General features: G+C 61.9%; 15 protein-coding genes. 9 read left to right on the top strand and 6 right to left on the bottom strand.

All coding sequences use genetic code 11. The features are described 5' to 3' along the window. Positions 1–6: 6 nt before the first annotated feature. The 4 genes from KUV39_RS04345 to rpsF form a co-directional block, all read right to left on the bottom strand. The gene (locus tag KUV39_RS04345; protein WP_008559953.1) at positions 7–189 is read right to left on the bottom strand and encodes a hypothetical protein; all 183 of its coding nucleotides are present in this window, start codon (positions 187–189) and stop codon (positions 7–9) included. Positions 190–391: 202 nt separating this feature from the next. Further along, on the bottom strand, positions 392–1003 hold the full coding sequence (gene rplI, locus KUV39_RS04340; protein ID WP_222459023.1) for a 50S ribosomal protein L9: 612 nt from the start codon (positions 1001–1003) through the stop codon (positions 392–394). Positions 1004–1015: 12 nt separating this feature from the next. Continuing rightward, entirely contained in the window at positions 1016–1243 is a 228-nt protein-coding gene (rpsR, locus tag KUV39_RS04335) for a 30S ribosomal protein S18 (RefSeq protein ID WP_005982441.1), read from the bottom strand. A gap of 28 nt (positions 1244–1271) precedes the next feature. Beyond that, complete coding sequence (gene rpsF / locus KUV39_RS04330; protein WP_008562342.1) at positions 1272–1625, bottom strand: 30S ribosomal protein S6; 354 nt, start codon at positions 1623–1625, stop codon at positions 1272–1274. 583 nt (positions 1626–2208) lie between these two features. Between rpsF and KUV39_RS04325 the strand changes: the two genes are divergently transcribed. Together KUV39_RS04325 and KUV39_RS04320 are read left to right on the top strand one after the other, a co-directional pair. Next, the gene (locus KUV39_RS04325; protein ID WP_222459022.1) at positions 2209–2853 is read left to right on the top strand and encodes a hypothetical protein; all 645 of its coding nucleotides are present in this window, start codon (positions 2209–2211) and stop codon (positions 2851–2853) included. A gap of 385 nt (positions 2854–3238) precedes the next feature. Further along, positions 3239–3814: a YceI family protein gene (locus KUV39_RS04320; protein WP_037302800.1), complete on the top strand. Its 576-nt coding sequence runs from the start codon at positions 3239–3241 to the stop codon at positions 3812–3814. Positions 3815–4315: 501 nt separating this feature from the next. Here KUV39_RS04320 and KUV39_RS04315 read toward each other — a convergent pair. Beyond that, the gene (locus tag KUV39_RS04315) at positions 4316–5590 is read right to left on the bottom strand and encodes a cytochrome b/b6 domain-containing protein (protein ID WP_222459021.1); all 1275 of its coding nucleotides are present in this window, start codon (positions 5588–5590) and stop codon (positions 4316–4318) included. Positions 5591–5774: 184 nt separating this feature from the next. On the opposite strand from KUV39_RS04315, the gene fabD reads away from it, so the two are divergent. From fabD to KUV39_RS04300, 3 genes are all read left to right on the top strand, one after another. Further along, the gene (fabD, locus tag KUV39_RS04310; protein WP_222459020.1) at positions 5775–6710 is read left to right on the top strand and encodes an ACP S-malonyltransferase; all 936 of its coding nucleotides are present in this window, start codon (positions 5775–5777) and stop codon (positions 6708–6710) included. A gap of 72 nt (positions 6711–6782) precedes the next feature. Beyond that, positions 6783–7520 (top strand): 3-oxoacyl-ACP reductase FabG, encoded by a 738-nt coding sequence (gene fabG / locus KUV39_RS04305; RefSeq protein ID WP_008563285.1) that lies wholly within the window; start codon positions 6783–6785, stop codon positions 7518–7520. A gap of 753 nt (positions 7521–8273) precedes the next feature. Then, complete coding sequence (locus KUV39_RS04300; RefSeq protein WP_005982462.1) at positions 8274–8507, top strand: acyl carrier protein; 234 nt, start codon at positions 8274–8276, stop codon at positions 8505–8507. A gap of 146 nt (positions 8508–8653) precedes the next feature. Here KUV39_RS04300 and KUV39_RS04295 read toward each other — a convergent pair whose 3' ends face one another. Further along, a complete protein-coding gene (locus tag KUV39_RS04295) occupies positions 8654–9604 on the bottom strand; it encodes a PilZ domain-containing protein (protein WP_222459019.1) in 951 nt (316 codons plus the stop codon). A gap of 400 nt (positions 9605–10004) precedes the next feature. Here KUV39_RS04295 and fabF point away from each other — a divergent pair, with 400 nt between their 5' ends. The 4 genes from fabF (at position 10005) to KUV39_RS04275 (ending at position 14338) form a co-directional block, all read left to right on the top strand. Beyond that, positions 10005–11270 (top strand): beta-ketoacyl-ACP synthase II, encoded by a 1266-nt coding sequence (gene fabF, locus KUV39_RS04290; protein ID WP_008561921.1) that lies wholly within the window; start codon positions 10005–10007, stop codon positions 11268–11270. Further along, positions 11270–12424 carry an endolytic transglycosylase MltG gene (mltG, locus tag KUV39_RS04285; RefSeq protein ID WP_050673194.1) on the top strand — a complete coding sequence of 385 codons (1155 nt, stop codon included), beginning with the start codon at positions 11270–11272 and terminating at the stop codon, positions 12422–12424. The genes fabF and mltG overlap by 1 nt, the downstream gene beginning before the upstream one ends. A gap of 233 nt (positions 12425–12657) precedes the next feature. Next, positions 12658–13074: a recombinase gene (locus KUV39_RS04280; protein ID WP_244998207.1), complete on the top strand. Its 417-nt coding sequence runs from the start codon at positions 12658–12660 to the stop codon at positions 13072–13074. After that, positions 12995–14338 (top strand): DNA-packaging protein, encoded by a 1344-nt coding sequence (locus tag KUV39_RS04275; protein ID WP_473763739.1) that lies wholly within the window; start codon positions 12995–12997, stop codon positions 14336–14338. Before KUV39_RS04280 ends, KUV39_RS04275 begins: the two co-directional genes overlap by 80 nt. Positions 14339–14561: the final 223 nt, after the last annotated feature.

Below are 14561 nucleotides of genomic sequence, written 5' to 3'. Positions count from 1 at the left end.
CTGATGTCAGGCAAAGATCACCCGCTCCGGGTAATGCTCGCGCAGCTCTCTGGTGATCAGTTCGGGCGGGACCAGTTCATTGATCGGCTCCCCCCTGAAACGCGGATTTTCAAAGCTGAACCCCCGCAACATGCGCAGCAACAGGCGCCGCCGCAGCGCGCGCTCTTCTCTCATCAATCTGTCTTCCATGAAGACCCCCCACAGGTTTCACACTCCGGCCCGTAAGCGAACCGCAACCCAGACTGCGCAAGAGGAGGAAAGGCGAGGTTACCGGCTGGGGGAAAACTGCGCCGCATTTGAGCGGCATTTTCACGGCCTGCCTTGAGAGCGTGCAAAAAGAAAGGCCGCCCCGAGGGGCGACCTTTCAAAGTCGTAAAGGGTCCAAAGCCGATTAGGCGTTGGTTTCCTCGTCGCCTGCGGCCGGAGCTGCATCGTCGTCGTCGGATGCGGCAGAGCCGATATCGTCGAACAGTTCGGAGATCTCGAATTCAGCAGCGGCTTCCTCTTCGGCGGCCAGCTCTTGAATCGATTTGCCCGACGCCTGCAGTTCTGCCTCTTCGGCGGAACGTGCAACGTTCAGCTTGATTTCGACTTCAACTTCAGGGTGCAGTTTCACAGCGACAGAGTGCAGGCCCAGTTCTTTGATCGGGGAGATCAGAACAACCTGTTTCTTGTCGACGGAGAAACCTTCAGCAGTTGCGGCTTCTGCGGCGTCACGGGGGGTGACGGAACCGTAGAGAGCGCCGGCGTCAGACGCAGAGCGAATCACGACGAACTGCTGACCGTCCAGCTTTTCTGCCAGAGCTTCAGCTTCTTTCTTGGTCTCCAGGTTGCGCGCTTCCAGCTGCGCTTTCTGGGCTTCGAAAGAGGCGATGTTGCTCTGCGACGCGGTCAGCGCCTTGCCTTGCGGCAGCAGGAAGTTACGCGCGTAACCGGGCTTAACGTCAACGACGTCGCCCATTTGGCCCAGCTTGGCCACACGTTCCAGAAGGATAACTTGCATGTGCCTAACTCCTTACTTCACGGCGTAGGGCAGCAGGGCGAGGAAGCGGGCGCGCTTGATAGCACGGGCCAGCTCACGCTGCTTCTTGGCCGAAACGGCGGTGATGCGCGAAGGCACGATCTTGCCGCGTTCGGAGATGTAGCGCTGCAGAAGACGGGTGTCTTTGTAGTCGATTTTCGGCGCATTGTCGCCCGAGAACGGGCATACTTTGCGACGGCGGAAAAACGGTTTGGCTGCCATGGTTTAGCGTCCTTTTCTCAAGCGTTGATCAGCGGCGCTCACGACGCGAGTCGCGCTCGTCGCGCTTCTGCATCTGAACCGAGGGGCCGTCTTCGTGTGCGTCGACCTTGATGGTCAGAACGCGCATCACGTCGTCATGCAGGCGCATCAGACGCTCCATTTCCTGGATCGCCGCTGCGGATGCATCGGTTTTCAGGAAGGAGTAGTGACCCTTGCGGTTTTTGTTGATCTTGTAGGCCATGGTTTTCACGCCCCAGTACTCACTGTCGACCAGCTTACCGCCGTTGTCGGACAGAACAGCACCGAAGTGTTCGATGAGGCCTTCTGCTTGCGAGTTGGACAGGTCCTGACGCGCAATCATGACATGCTCATAGAGTGGCATGCGAACTCCTGTTTGTGTCTAGGCGCATTTCATAGACGGGGCATTTTGGCCTTCCGCTGCCCTGTCACGAGAGTCTGCGCGGATCGATAGTGTCGCGGAAGGATGCCCCCATATACAGGCTCGCGCCAAAAGGGCAAGGCTCGATTGCCGCGGGCGGTCGCGCGGGTGAGGCCTGGGCGTGGCCTGTTGTGCACCCCTGCATATGACCGCGGTTGGGAAGAGGGGGAGAGAGGGGTAGGATATTGTTAATGATTGCACGTTAGGGTTGTGGGTGCAGGCATTTCCCTGTGCGGCCCCGCAGGCCATTCCACATGAATATCCGCACGGATCAGGATGGGCACCTTTGCCTGATCTGCTGCAACTGCCGGGGCCGCTTTGCCGCAAATCCCTACGCGGCCTGCATTTTTCCTAACTCTGCCTCATTTCAGCCCGAATTCCGGGGTCAATGTTGGTTAACAAATCATTAATGCGTGGCGCAATGGCCACCTTGATACGACCGGACCGACCCATGTGCTGGACTGGACGGGCGTCAAATCAGGGTCAGGCCGCCGGCAGTGGCAACGGGCATGTGAAAGGAAAGCGGATGAGCATTCTGAAACCAAGCGAATTTGGATACCAACCGGTGGGATCTACGCCCAAATCGGCACGCTCATCCGGGCGTGCGGCCAGCCGGGTCGACATTCTGCGACAGCCTGTCGGCCCCCTTGCGGATGCCGCGGCGGCAAATCTTGGGGGGCGCGCCAGCCAGCGGATCGCCCAAATGGCCCGGACCGCGCCCATGCATCTGCGACTTCAGGCCAATTGGCAGGTCCGCTCTGTGCTGCTGCGTTTGCTGGGGTTGTCGATGGTGCTCGGCTCCACCGGGCTTTGGCTGATGCCTGACGCCGGGGGCGACCCGCAGATGTCGCTGATCCGGATCGGGATTTCGGTGGCTTTCCTGTTTCTCGGTCTGATCCTGCTCACAACCCACAGCCGCGACCCCCAGCCAGAGGCCTGCTTTGACCCGATCCGCCGCGAACTGCGGATTTTGCGCAAAGGGGCAGATGGAACCCCACGGGTTGTCATGCGCCGGAGCTACCAGAGCCTTGGCGGCGTGCGGCTGTGCGCGCGCTCCATCGCGGTTCTGGACGCCGATGGCTCCACCCTGATGGAACTGCCAATCGACAGCAACGAAACCCGGATGCGCCTGCGCGACCAGCTGAGCGGCGCGCTTCAGATCGTCAGCTGATTGATCGCTGCAGGGGCGATTTCGGGCAGGGTTGAGCTCGTCGGTCCCGGCAGGGCAATCCGCACCAGGTTTTAAACCGGGGTCTAAACAGGGTTCTAAACTTGGGGCGAAACTGGGATCCGCACCGGGATCTGCGCCCCGGATCGGAAACGCTGAATTTTCAAGACGCCTGACCTGCGATCTGACAAGCTGCCTGCACAGGCAGCATCACAGGCGGCATCGCCAATCCGGGCGTTCACATCTGCGCGAGAAAACGCCGAGTGCGGCGGGATGGCTTTGGTTGTTCATTTTAACACAGATAGTGTTGGCTTTTGTGGGCTTCCCTTTTGGGGCCCGTCGCCCTCAACTGTGATCCGATGCAATCTGGTCCAATGGAGCCATTATGATGAAAAATACTCTTTTCGCCGCTGCCCTGATGGGCGCCGCCGCCACCACCGCATTTGCCGCCCCCGAAGCCTACACCCTGGATGCAAGCCACAGCCAGATCGTGTTCAGCTACAACCACCTCGGTTTCTCCACCACCTATGGCATGTTCTCTGGTTTCGAAGGGGAAATCTCCTTTGATCAGGAAAACCCCGAAGCCTCCAGCGTCTCCGTCTCCATGCCAGCCCGCTCCATGCTGACCGGTTGGGAAGGCCGCTTTGATCATTTCATGTCCAAGGATTTCTTTGGCGCAGACGATTCTGAAATGATCACCTTCACCTCGACCGGCATCAACGTGACCGGTGAAAACACCGCAGAGATCACCGGCGACCTGACCCTCAATGGCGTCACCAAATCCGTTGTTCTGGACGCCAAGCTGAACCAGACAGGCCAGCACCCGATGGCAGGCAAGCCCTGGGCAGGTTTTGACGCCACCACCACGCTGCTGCGGTCTGACTATGATCTGGGCAAATTCGCCCCCTTCGTCTCTGACGAGGTTGAGGTCAAGATCTCCATCGAGGCGATGAAAGCCGAGTAAGCCCGCGAATCGCAGACGGGTGCGGCCCAGACGCCCACCACGTCAAACCAGAAACCGCTGCTTCGACCGAAGCGGCGGTTTTTTCGTGGGGCAGGTCCTGACAACCGAAGACGCAGATACCAAAGGCGCAGATATGGACAGGCAAATGGCTGCGGCGCTGACGGGGCGTTGGATTGGGCCAGCTCCCTGAAACAGATCCGCCTTTATCCGTGCGGGCTCTATCAGTGTGGCCCTGTATCAGTGTGGCCTGCACCCGTACGGCCTGTATCAGATCGCGCCCAAGGTGTTGAAACATCGCCGCGCTGCCGGATGGCAGAGAAGAAAATCGCCCTCCTGCAATCGTTCAGATGAGAGAATGGAAAACCCTCGCTGAGGGCTGAGGGCGGGGTTCTGGGGAGCTGGGCGCTGCGGTCCGGGGGCTGGGCCGGGCGCGGTGTGCCTTTGAATGCAAAAGACCCGGCGCATTGCACCGGGTCCATAAAGCAGGATCTATGCCCTGAGTTATTCGCTGCGGGTTGCTGTCAGATCGACGGAGATCTGCACCGCATGGGCCAGCGATCCCTCGTCCTGAACGCCCTGACCGATGTTGAAATCAAGCCGGTTGACCTCTGCCGTGCCCGACATGACGGCGGTATCGCCTGAAAGCTCCAGCGTGAAGGGCAGGCTCAGCGGCACCTCCTGGTCGCGAATGCGCAGCGTGCCGTTGGCCACATAACCCTCGGAGAGCTTCTCGATGTCGGCGGCAAACACGGCTGTAGGGTAGGTGGCGCTGTCGAAATAGTCCGGCCCCATTGCCTGATCGGTCACGGTGCCAAGCGACAGGGAGGCAATCGCAATCTCCACTTCGACACGGCCCGCAGGCCCCGGCGTCGCGGGCTCGTCAAAGCGGATGTCTGCCTGCCACTGGCCGAACTCGCCGCTTACGGCGCTGCCCATCTGAGTGATGGAAATGGCAAGCGTGCCGTCCTGAACAGTCCAGTTTCCGGTCGTCGCAGATGCGGCAGGCGCGGTTGGGGCCGGTGCTGTGTCAGCGGGCGCAGCACCCCCTGCCACCGCCGCCCCGTGCGGCGCCTTGGAGTAGACGCCAAAGGCGCCACCGCCTGCCAGCACCAGAACCCAGATCGCAAGCGCGACAAAGGCAGGGGCCTTGCTGTGGTCTGCCCCGATCAAGGCGGCATCGACGGTCGGGGCCTTTCCCGGCAGCATACGGGCCAGGGTGGCGTCCTTGTCGATCACCTGATGTTTCAATGCCCCGGCAATATGCAACCCCAGCGCCGCCGCAAGGGTCCAGACGAACAGCCAGTGCAGCCCGCCAAAGACATCCGCAACGGCCTGAGATTTCGGCACAAACAGCAGATCCTGCCCAAAGGGCCACCAGATCGGTGCATAGCCCGTTGTGGCGGCGTGGTGGATCCAGCCGCTCAGCGGCGCAAGCACGAGCGAGCCATAAAGAAGCCAATGCACCACCTCAGCCGCCAGCACCTCTGCCTTGCGGTCCGGGTGCAGGGGCGCAGGTTTTGGCTGGCGCAGCGCCCAAAGGATGCGCAGCAGCGCGGTGGCAAACAACGCCAGCCCCAGCGTCTTGTGCAGCGAGAACAGCAAAACAGCCCGTGAAATCACCGCCTGATCGCCGTTGAACTCCGGCCCGGTGATCTGATGCGCCAGATCGTTGGCAAAATAGCCCAGCGGAAAGACCGCAAACATCAACAGGGCGGTCAGCCAGTGAAAGGTCTTGGCGACGCTACCATAATAGAGTGAGGAGTTATGTCGGGGCACGGTTCGCACACCTTCTATCTGAGAGAGACATGTCACATCCTATCTGTGCGCTGATGTCACACAACCGCGAACTCTGTCCCTCAGCGCACAGAGCTGGTGCACAGGCGCAAGCCTTTGCTTGTACGCAGCGTCACCTGCGTCTAAACCCCTAGCAACGCATATGTGCAGACAGAAGAGGTCTCAGATGACAATTGCATTCGTGTTTCCCGGCCAGGGCGCGCAGACCATCGGCATGGGTAAGGCTCTCGTAGAGGCCTATCCGGCGGCCAAAGCCGTCTTTGACGAGGTGGACACCGCATTGGGCGAGGCGCTGAGCCAGCTGATCTGGGAAGGGGATATCGAAACCCTGACCCTGACACAGAACGCGCAACCGGCGCTGATGGCCACCTCGCTGGCGGCGATGCGCGCGCTGGAGGCCGAGGGCATCTCTATCGACAAGGCAGGCTATGTCGCGGGTCACTCGCTGGGCGAATATTCGGCTTTGGCGGCGGCTGGTGCGATTTCTGTTGCTGACACTGCGCGTCTGCTGCGCACCCGTGGTCAGGCCATGCAAAGCGCCGTGCCGGTGGGCGAGGGCGCGATGGCGGCGATCCTTGGTCTTGATCTGGAAGCGGTGCGCGCCGTTGCAGAAGAGGCCGCACAGGGTGAGGTCTGTCAGGCCGCCAATGACAATGATCCGACCCAGGTTGTGGTCTCAGGGGCCAAGGCTGCGGTGGAACGCGCGGCCGAGATCGCAAAGGCCAAGGGGGCCAAACGCGCGGTCATGCTGCCTGTCTCGGCACCGTTTCACTGTGCGCTGATGCAGCCTGCTGCGGATGTGATGGCCGAGGCGCTGGCCGGTGTCGACATCAAATCCCCTGCCGTGCCGCTGATCGCCAATGTGCGCGCCGATGCGGTGAGCGACCCCGCCGAAATCCGCCAGCTGCTGGTGGAACAGGTGACGGGCTCCGTGCGCTGGCGTGAAAGCGTGCAGACCATGGCCGCCAAGGGTGTGAGCGAATTCTGGGAAATCGGCGCGGGCAAGGCGCTGTCGGGTATGATCCGCAAGATCGACCGCAGCCTGACCTGCCGCCAGGTTGGCACCCCCGAGGATGTCGCCGCCGCCACCTCAGCCGAGTAAGGCACGGCCAAACAAACACCTGCGGATCGCGCCCTGGGCCGCGCTCCGATGCAGAACATAAAGGACAAGACAATGTTTGATCTGACAGGAAAGACCGCGCTGATCACGGGCGCTTCGGGTGGTATCGGTGGCGAGATCGCCCGCGCCCTTCATGCCGCAGGCGCAACTGTTGCGCTCTCCGGTACGCGTGAGGCACCGCTGCAGGAGCTGGCGGCAGAGCTGGGCGAGCGTGCGCATGTGCTGCCTTGCAACCTTTCGGATGCGGATGCCGTCGAGGCGCTGCCGAAACAGGCAGCAGAGGCAATGGGCTCTGTCGATATCTTGGTCAACAACGCAGGCATCACCCGCGACAACCTGTTCATGCGGATGAAGGATGACGAGTGGAACAGCGTTCTCGACATCAACCTCACCTCCACCATGCGGCTGTGCCGTGGCGTTCTGCGCGGCATGATGAAGGCGCGCTGGGGCCGTATCATCAACATCTCGTCCATCGTGGGCGCAACCGGCAACCCCGGTCAGGGCAACTATGCGGCGGCCAAGGCAGGCATGGTCGGCATGTCCAAATCGCTGGCCTATGAGGTTGCAAACCGTGGCATCACCGTAAATGCCGTTGCACCGGGCTTTATCGCGACAGCCATGACCGACAAGCTGAACGATGCCCAGAAAGATGGGATCCTGACCCAGATTCCGGCGGGTCGTATGGGTTCGCCCGAGGAAATCGCCTCTGCCGTGCTGTATCTTGCAAGCGCAGAGGCCGGGTATGTGACCGGCACCACGCTGCACGTGAACGGCGGCATGGCGATGCTCTGAGGCTCTTGCCTGTCTTGGGCGGCTGCGGTGATGATGCACCGCGCGCTTGCCCCGGAATTTGCCCGCAACCAGATGGCTGGTTGCGGGTTTTTTCATGGCCCGCAGCAAGCGCCCTCGCACCGGTGGGCGCAGACAGGTGGCCGCAGACAGGTGGGCATGCACAGGCGGGCACAGACAGCGAAAACACAAACGGGCGACGGGGCCAGATTCTCTGGCGGGCTGCGCCGTGCAAGCCCTGCAAGGCGGATATGTCAGGGGAGGTCCTGAGGTGACTGTCGTGGCCTCTCACCCCGACCCGCATTGCAATCTGATGCCGGGTGGGATCACAAAACAACGGGGGTTGCGCCGGGTACCAGGGTGGTTTTCTGATTGCCTGACGTGTGGGGGCTTTCCCCAAGTTGCGGCGAAGCTCTTGAGTTTGTGCAAAAATCTGCCATCCTCCGCACCGTGGCGCAAAAAACAGGCAGCCGGGACTTGCAGTTCGCGTCCGGGATGGCCAAATGCCCACTCTGCTGCGGCGATTTCCGCTAGGGCAGGTTCGAGGTGGTCGCGCAGCACTGATGCTGCGAAATCGTTTGCCTCAGCGTTCGTCTGTGTTATAGGCGGCGCATCTTTGCCAGCGGTCCCTCTGTTCTGGGGTGCCTTGGCATTCCCGCAGTGCGGGACACAACCGCCCGCTTCGGGCACAACCAAGCCGCCCCGAGCGGGCAAGGGCAGAACCGGGCACATGCCCTGAAATGATGAGGAATTGACATGAGCGACGTCGCAGACCGCGTAAAAAAGATCGTTGTGGAACACCTGGGTGTTGAAGAAGACAAAGTGACCGAAAACGCGTCGTTCATCGACGACCTGGGCGCAGACAGCCTGGACACCGTTGAGCTGGTCATGGCCTTCGAAGAAGAGTTCGGCATCGAGATCCCCGATGACGCGGCAGAGACCATCCAGACCTTTGGCGATGCGGTGAAGTTCATCAGCGAAGCGTCCTGATCCGATTTATCGATCAGAGATTTTCGAACGGCGTCTTCTGCGGAAGGCGCCGTTTTTCTTTGCTGCAGGGCGGTCAGATGTTGCCGCTCTTCATGTGCCCGTTTCGCCGGATCCGGGTATACCTTGCCATCACTGTCTGATCAGGGTCAGTGGCGGCGTGCGCCCTGTTCGCCCTTGTCCAATTTGGCACCATCGCTGGCAATCATCGCCGGGTCCGGATCCGGGGCGTAGGGGTCAAACACCTCTGACAGTTCGTTTTCGGCAATCGCCTCGACTTCTGTACGCGACAGGATGCGCGAGAACTTGATGCCGAAATGATCGGCATTGACCCACAGGATCCGCCCCTCAAGTCGAGCAGGGTCAACCCCGTCGGGCATCTCCAGCGTGATCTTGGCGCCAACCTGGCTGTTGCAGTGGGCTTCGATCTTGGCGCCTTCCTGGCTGATGTCGAGGATTGCAGCCTCGGTTGCGACACCGCCGTCATGCAGGGTGCATTCCAGCGCACAGGTATAGCGTTTGCGCCGCGCATTCAGCATACGTGTGCGCCGCTCTGTGGCGATGAAGGCAAGGATTGCCAGAACCACCAGCCCCAGCGCGCCCGCGGTTGCCGTGCCTGCAGGAACGCCGCCGATAGACGGCAGCTGGCCGACAACGGTTGTCACGCCTTGCAGCTGGTTTTCATTGTAGCAGGCCGTCAGGGTCAGCGCCTGGCGGTAGGCGGCCAGGTTGCCATCGGCATTCATCCGCTGCGATGTCTGCAACGCGGCCTGGCGCCCCTGGCTGCGGTCGATCTGCAGGAGGGTGTTCTGCTGGGCGAGCAACCCGTCCGTGTCACGGGTCAGCTGACCCATGTTGCCGGTGCGCAGCCCATTGTGCAGCTCGCGGCGGGATGTGCCCGCAATCACCCGCTCCATCTGTTGGGCGGTATCGGGGGCAAAGCCGCTTTGCAGGTAGCCGAGGTAATTTTCGCTGACAGAGGTGAGGGTCATCAGATCCTCAAACACCTGACAATCAGCCGCCTCTGCGGTGGTGGCAATTGGTGCAAGGCTTGCGCCTGCGAGCAATGCGGCTGCAACGCCCCGGCGCATCCGCGCCATCAGGCTGCTGCGCCCTTGCAGTGAAAGAGATGAGGTGCACGAGGGGGAGGGGTGTGCCCTCCGCACTCCCCCCCGCAGATACGAACCACGCAAACCGGGAATTTTCCCGCTGAAGTAAGAATGTGTCATCAACAAAGAACCGTCCCAATTTCCGTCATTAGCGATCTGGCGCCCGATCGAGTTTGGCGCCGCAAATCGGCCCGTCTGCGGTCATATGTGCCTGAACGCAGGCAAGGCGCGAAAACAACCGCAAGGTAGCACCCAAGTCTTAATGCCAGCCTAAAGGGTCCGCAGGTCAGCATAAAACCTGTCAGGATCAGGCCGGGGCAGCGGGCTCTTGCACCTTTGCGCCAATCCAAGCTATTTGGGGACAAATTGCCGAGGCAAAGGAGGGCAAGAAATGCGTCGAGTAGTTGTTACCGGACTGGGCTTGGTCACACCGCTGGCCAGCGGCGTCGAAGAAACATGGTCGCGGTTGCTGGACGGGCAGTCCGGCGCGGGGCCGATCACGCATTTTGATGCGGTCGAAAGCGGCGTGGCCACCACCTACGCCTGCGAAGTGCCCCGTGGCGACGGAACCGAAGGCACCTTCAACCCGGATGACTGGGTGGTGAAGAAAGACCAGAAAAAGATTGATGACTTCATCCTTTATGGCATCGCGGCTGCGGAAATGGCGGTCAAGGATGCGGGCTGGACGCCCGAGGACGAAGAGAGCCTGCTGCGCACTGGCGTGATGATCGGCTCTGGCATCGGCGGTCTGTCCTCGATTGCGGACACGGCCGTGATGATCAAGGAAAAAGGCCCCCGTCGGGTATCGCCCTTCTTTATTCCGGGCGCGCTGATCAACCTGATCTCTGGTCAGGTGTCGATCCGTCATGGCTTCAAGGGGCCGAACCATTCGGTTGTGACGGCCTGTTCCACCGGCGCTCACGCGATCGGGGATGCGGCACGTCTGATCCGTTCGGGTGATGCGGATGTCATGGTTGCCGGTGGTGCCGAAGCGGCCATCTGCGAGATCGGCATTGCGGGCTTTAACGCGTGCAAGGCGCTGTCCACCAAACGGGCAGACGACCCCAAGGCGGCATCGCGCCCCTATGATGCGGATCGTGACGGGTTTGTCATGGGCGAGGGTGCGGGCATCGTGGTTCTGGAAGACTACGATCACGCGGTGGCCCGTGGCGCCAAGATCTATGCCGAAGTGCTGGGCTATGGCCTGTCGGGCGATGCCTATCACATCACCGCGCCCTCCGAGGACGGTGAAGGCGGCGAACGCTCCATGCGGGCCGCGCTGAAGAACGCCGGGCTGGAGCCTGCCGACATCGACTATATCAACGCGCATGGCACATCGACCATGGCCGACACCATCGAACTGGGCGCGGTTGAGCGCATGATGGGCGACGCTGCGGGCAAGGTCACCATGTCCTCGACCAAATCCGCCACCGGCCACCTGTTGGGTGCGGCTGGCGCGATCGAGGCGATCTTCTCGATCCTGGCGATCCGCGATCAGGTGGCACCGCCCACCATCAACCTCGACAACCCGGCCGTTGAAACCGCCGTTGACCTGGCCCCCAACGCCAAGCGTGAGCGGGAAATCAACGTGGCGCTGTCCAACTCCTTTGGCTTTGGCGGCACCAACGCATCGGTGATCTTCGGGAAGCCCAAGTGATGTGGCGCAGCCTCGCCTCTAACATGCTGACAGTCCTGGTGGTGATGCTGTTCCTTTTGGGCGGCGTCATCCTCTGGGGCAAGTCGCAATACACCTCCGAGGGCCCGCTGGAGAGCGCGATCTGTCTGCGGGTGCCGTCGGGCACCAACATGACGCGGGTCAGCCGCAATCTGGCAGAGCAGGGCGCCATCAGCTCTGATGCGATGTTTCGCATTGGCGCGCGTTATGCGGACAAGACCAGCCAGTTGAAGGCCGGCAGCTACCTGCTGCAGCCGGGCGTGTCGATGGCAGAGATCACCGATCAGATCACCCGTGGTGGCGCCAGCAGCTGTGGCACCGAAATCGTCTATCGCGTGGGTGTGACCCGCGTGCTGGCAGAGGTGCGCGAGCTGGATCCTGCGACCAACAGCTTTGTCGAACGCGCCGAATTCGTGCCCGGCACTGATGAGGTTCCGGCGATCTACAACGAAAAGAAGGCCGAGGCCGACACCCGGTATCGGATTGCGCTGGCCGAAGGTGTCACCAGCTGGCAGGTGGTCGAGTCGCTCAAGGCGATGGATATCCTGCAAGGGGATCCCGGTGAGCGCCCGGCAGAGGGGCTTTTGGCGCCTGACAGCTACGAAGTGGCCCCCGGCGACAACCGCGCTGACATTCTGGCAGAGATGCAGGAACGTCAGATCCTGCGCATCAATGCCGCCTGGGAGGCGCGCTCTGATCGGGCTGCGGTCAATTCGCCCGAAGAAATGCTGATCCTTGCCTCGATCATCGAAAAGGAAACCGGCGTTGCAGAGGAACGGCCAGAGGTGGCAGCGGTCTTTACCAACCGCCTCAACCGCGGCATGCGTCTGCAGACGGACCCGACGGTGATCTATGGCGTCACCAAAGGTGAAGGCGTGCTGGGCCGTGGCCTGCGTCAGAGCGAACTGCGCCGCGCAACCCCTTGGAACACCTATGTGATTGAGGGATTGCCACCCACCCCGATCGCCAACCCCGGTCTTGCCAGCCTGCAGGCGGCGGTGAACCCGGCGGACAGCGACTATATCTTCTTTGTGGCTGATGGGACCGGCGGACATGCCTTTGCCGTCACCCTGGAAGAGCACAATCGCAATGTCGCCAAATGGCGCCAGATCGAAGCCGAGCGCAACAACAATTGACGCGCTGTGCATCGTTAAACCATTGGAAAGGGACGCTGCGGCGTCCCTTTTTTTGTCTGCGAGGCCTGCGCGTCGGGTTAACGACTTGGCAATGGCCTGGCGGGAAAACCTAATTTTTTCAATGCTCTGCGGTCTGCTGCTGGGCCGCTGAATTTGACGGATCTGCCGGACCGTGACAGTCTGATGGGGCAGCAGATCCGGACGGAGGCCCCCAACCAGAGAGGCCCCGACAGATGACAACCTACCACTCCAACAGCGGCCATAGGCCCGCGTCGCGCAGTGCGGCCCCGGCCCATAGCCCGGGGGCGCCCAACATGCGCCCGGAGCACCGGCTGGCCAAGACCTCCGGCCTGTTGATGTCGCTCCATGATTCCATCGAACGGCTCCGTCAGGAGGCCGAAGCGATGCTCTACCGGTTGCAATGCGACAGCGACGAAGAGGCGCTCAGCACGCCGCGCATTGCCAAGCTGGAAAGCCTGATCCGTGACAGTCAGAAAGTGGAGAAGACCCTTGTCGAACAAAGCCACGACCACCAGGCCGCTGCCGGTCTCGACCTTGATGCCGCCCGCAATGAAATCGAAAGCCGCCTGTCTCGCCTCGGCGCCAGTCTCGGCGCAGCAGGCCTTTCTGAACGGGCTGAGCGACCATGATCTTGCCGCGATGCCTTATGTCTTTGATCTGTGGTCCCTGCCGCATCAACGCGCCCCGAAAGGAGATTGGCGCAGCTGGGTCATCCTTGGTGGACGCGGCGCAGGAAAGACACGCGCAGGCGCCGAATGGGTGCGTGCGCTGGCCGAAGGGCCAACACCCCTGTCCGCAGGCCGCGCCCGGCGTATCGCCTTGCTTGGGGAAACCTACGATCAGGTGCGCGATGTCATGGTGCAGGGCGACAGTGGCATTCTCGCCTGTACCCCACCAGATCGCCGCCCCCAATGGAAAGCGACGGAGCGGCGGCTGATCTGGCCCAATGGTGCCACCGCGCAGGCCTTTTCCGCCCACGACCCAGAGGCCCTGCGCGGCCCGCAGTTTGACGCTGCCTGGGCGGATGAACTGGCGAAATGGAAGCGCGGGCAGGACAGTTGGGACATGCTGCAGTTTGCGCTGCGACTGGGCACGGACCCGCGCGTCTGTGTCACCACCACGCCGCGCAACGTGTCTGTGCTGCGGGATCTGCTGGCGAGCCCGTCCACGGTGCAGACCCATGCCGCAACAGAGGCCAATCGCGCCAACCTCGCTGCCTCCTTCATCGAAGAGGTGCGCAACCGCTATGCGGGCTCACGTCTGGGGCGGCAGGAACTGGATGGGGTCCTTTTGCAGGATATAGAGGGCGCATTGTGGTGCAACGCCGGTCTGGTGGGCGCGCAGGTGCGCAGCGCCCCGCCGCTGGACCGTGTGGTTGTGGCGGTTGACCCGGCGGTGAGCGCTGGCAAATCCTCTGACGCCTGCGGCATTCTCGTTGTGGGGGCCGTGTTGCAGGGGCCGCCACAGGACTGGCGGGCCTATGTGCTTGCCGATTGCACGGTGCAGGGGGCGCGGCCATTGGTCTGGGCACAGGCCGTGGTGGATGCCACCCATCGCTTTGATGCGGATCGGGTGGTGGCCGAGGTCAATCAGGGCGGGGCGCTGGTGGAAAGCCTGCTGCGCCAGATTGACCCGCTGGTCCCGTTCCGCCCACGTCACGCCGCGCGCAGCAAGGGCGCCCGCGCAGAGCCGGTGGCCGCCCTCTATGAACAGGGGCGGGTCCGCCATTTGCCGGGGCTTGGCGCGCTAGAGGATCAGATGTGTCAGATGACCCCGCGTGGCTATCTCGGGCAGGGCTCCCCGGATCGGCTGGACGCGCTGGTCTGGGCGGTGGACGAACTGCTGCTGACGCCCGCCGCACAGCACCGGATGCCACGGGTTCGGATGATCTGATAGCAACTCGTCCCTGACCCTCTGGCCCGTGCCTGCACCTCTGGCCCTGAGCCTGCCCCGGAACCACGCCTTGAAACGCCCGCCATGCAACGGGCGTTTCATGCGTTTTATCAAAGGTTTGGGCCGGGTGTTGCATGGGGTGCGAACGCATCGCTCAAATTTCATTCAAATCTGCGCGGCATAAAGGTCTCACTCAAGACGCAACCGGCTCTCCGGCGATCAG

Origin of the sequence: Phaeobacter italicus (genome assembly GCF_019801785.1) — a bacterium.
Taxonomy (GTDB): Bacteria; Pseudomonadota; Alphaproteobacteria; order Rhodobacterales; family Rhodobacteraceae; genus Phaeobacter; species Phaeobacter italicus.
This window is presented reverse-complemented; position numbering and strand designations above follow the sequence as displayed.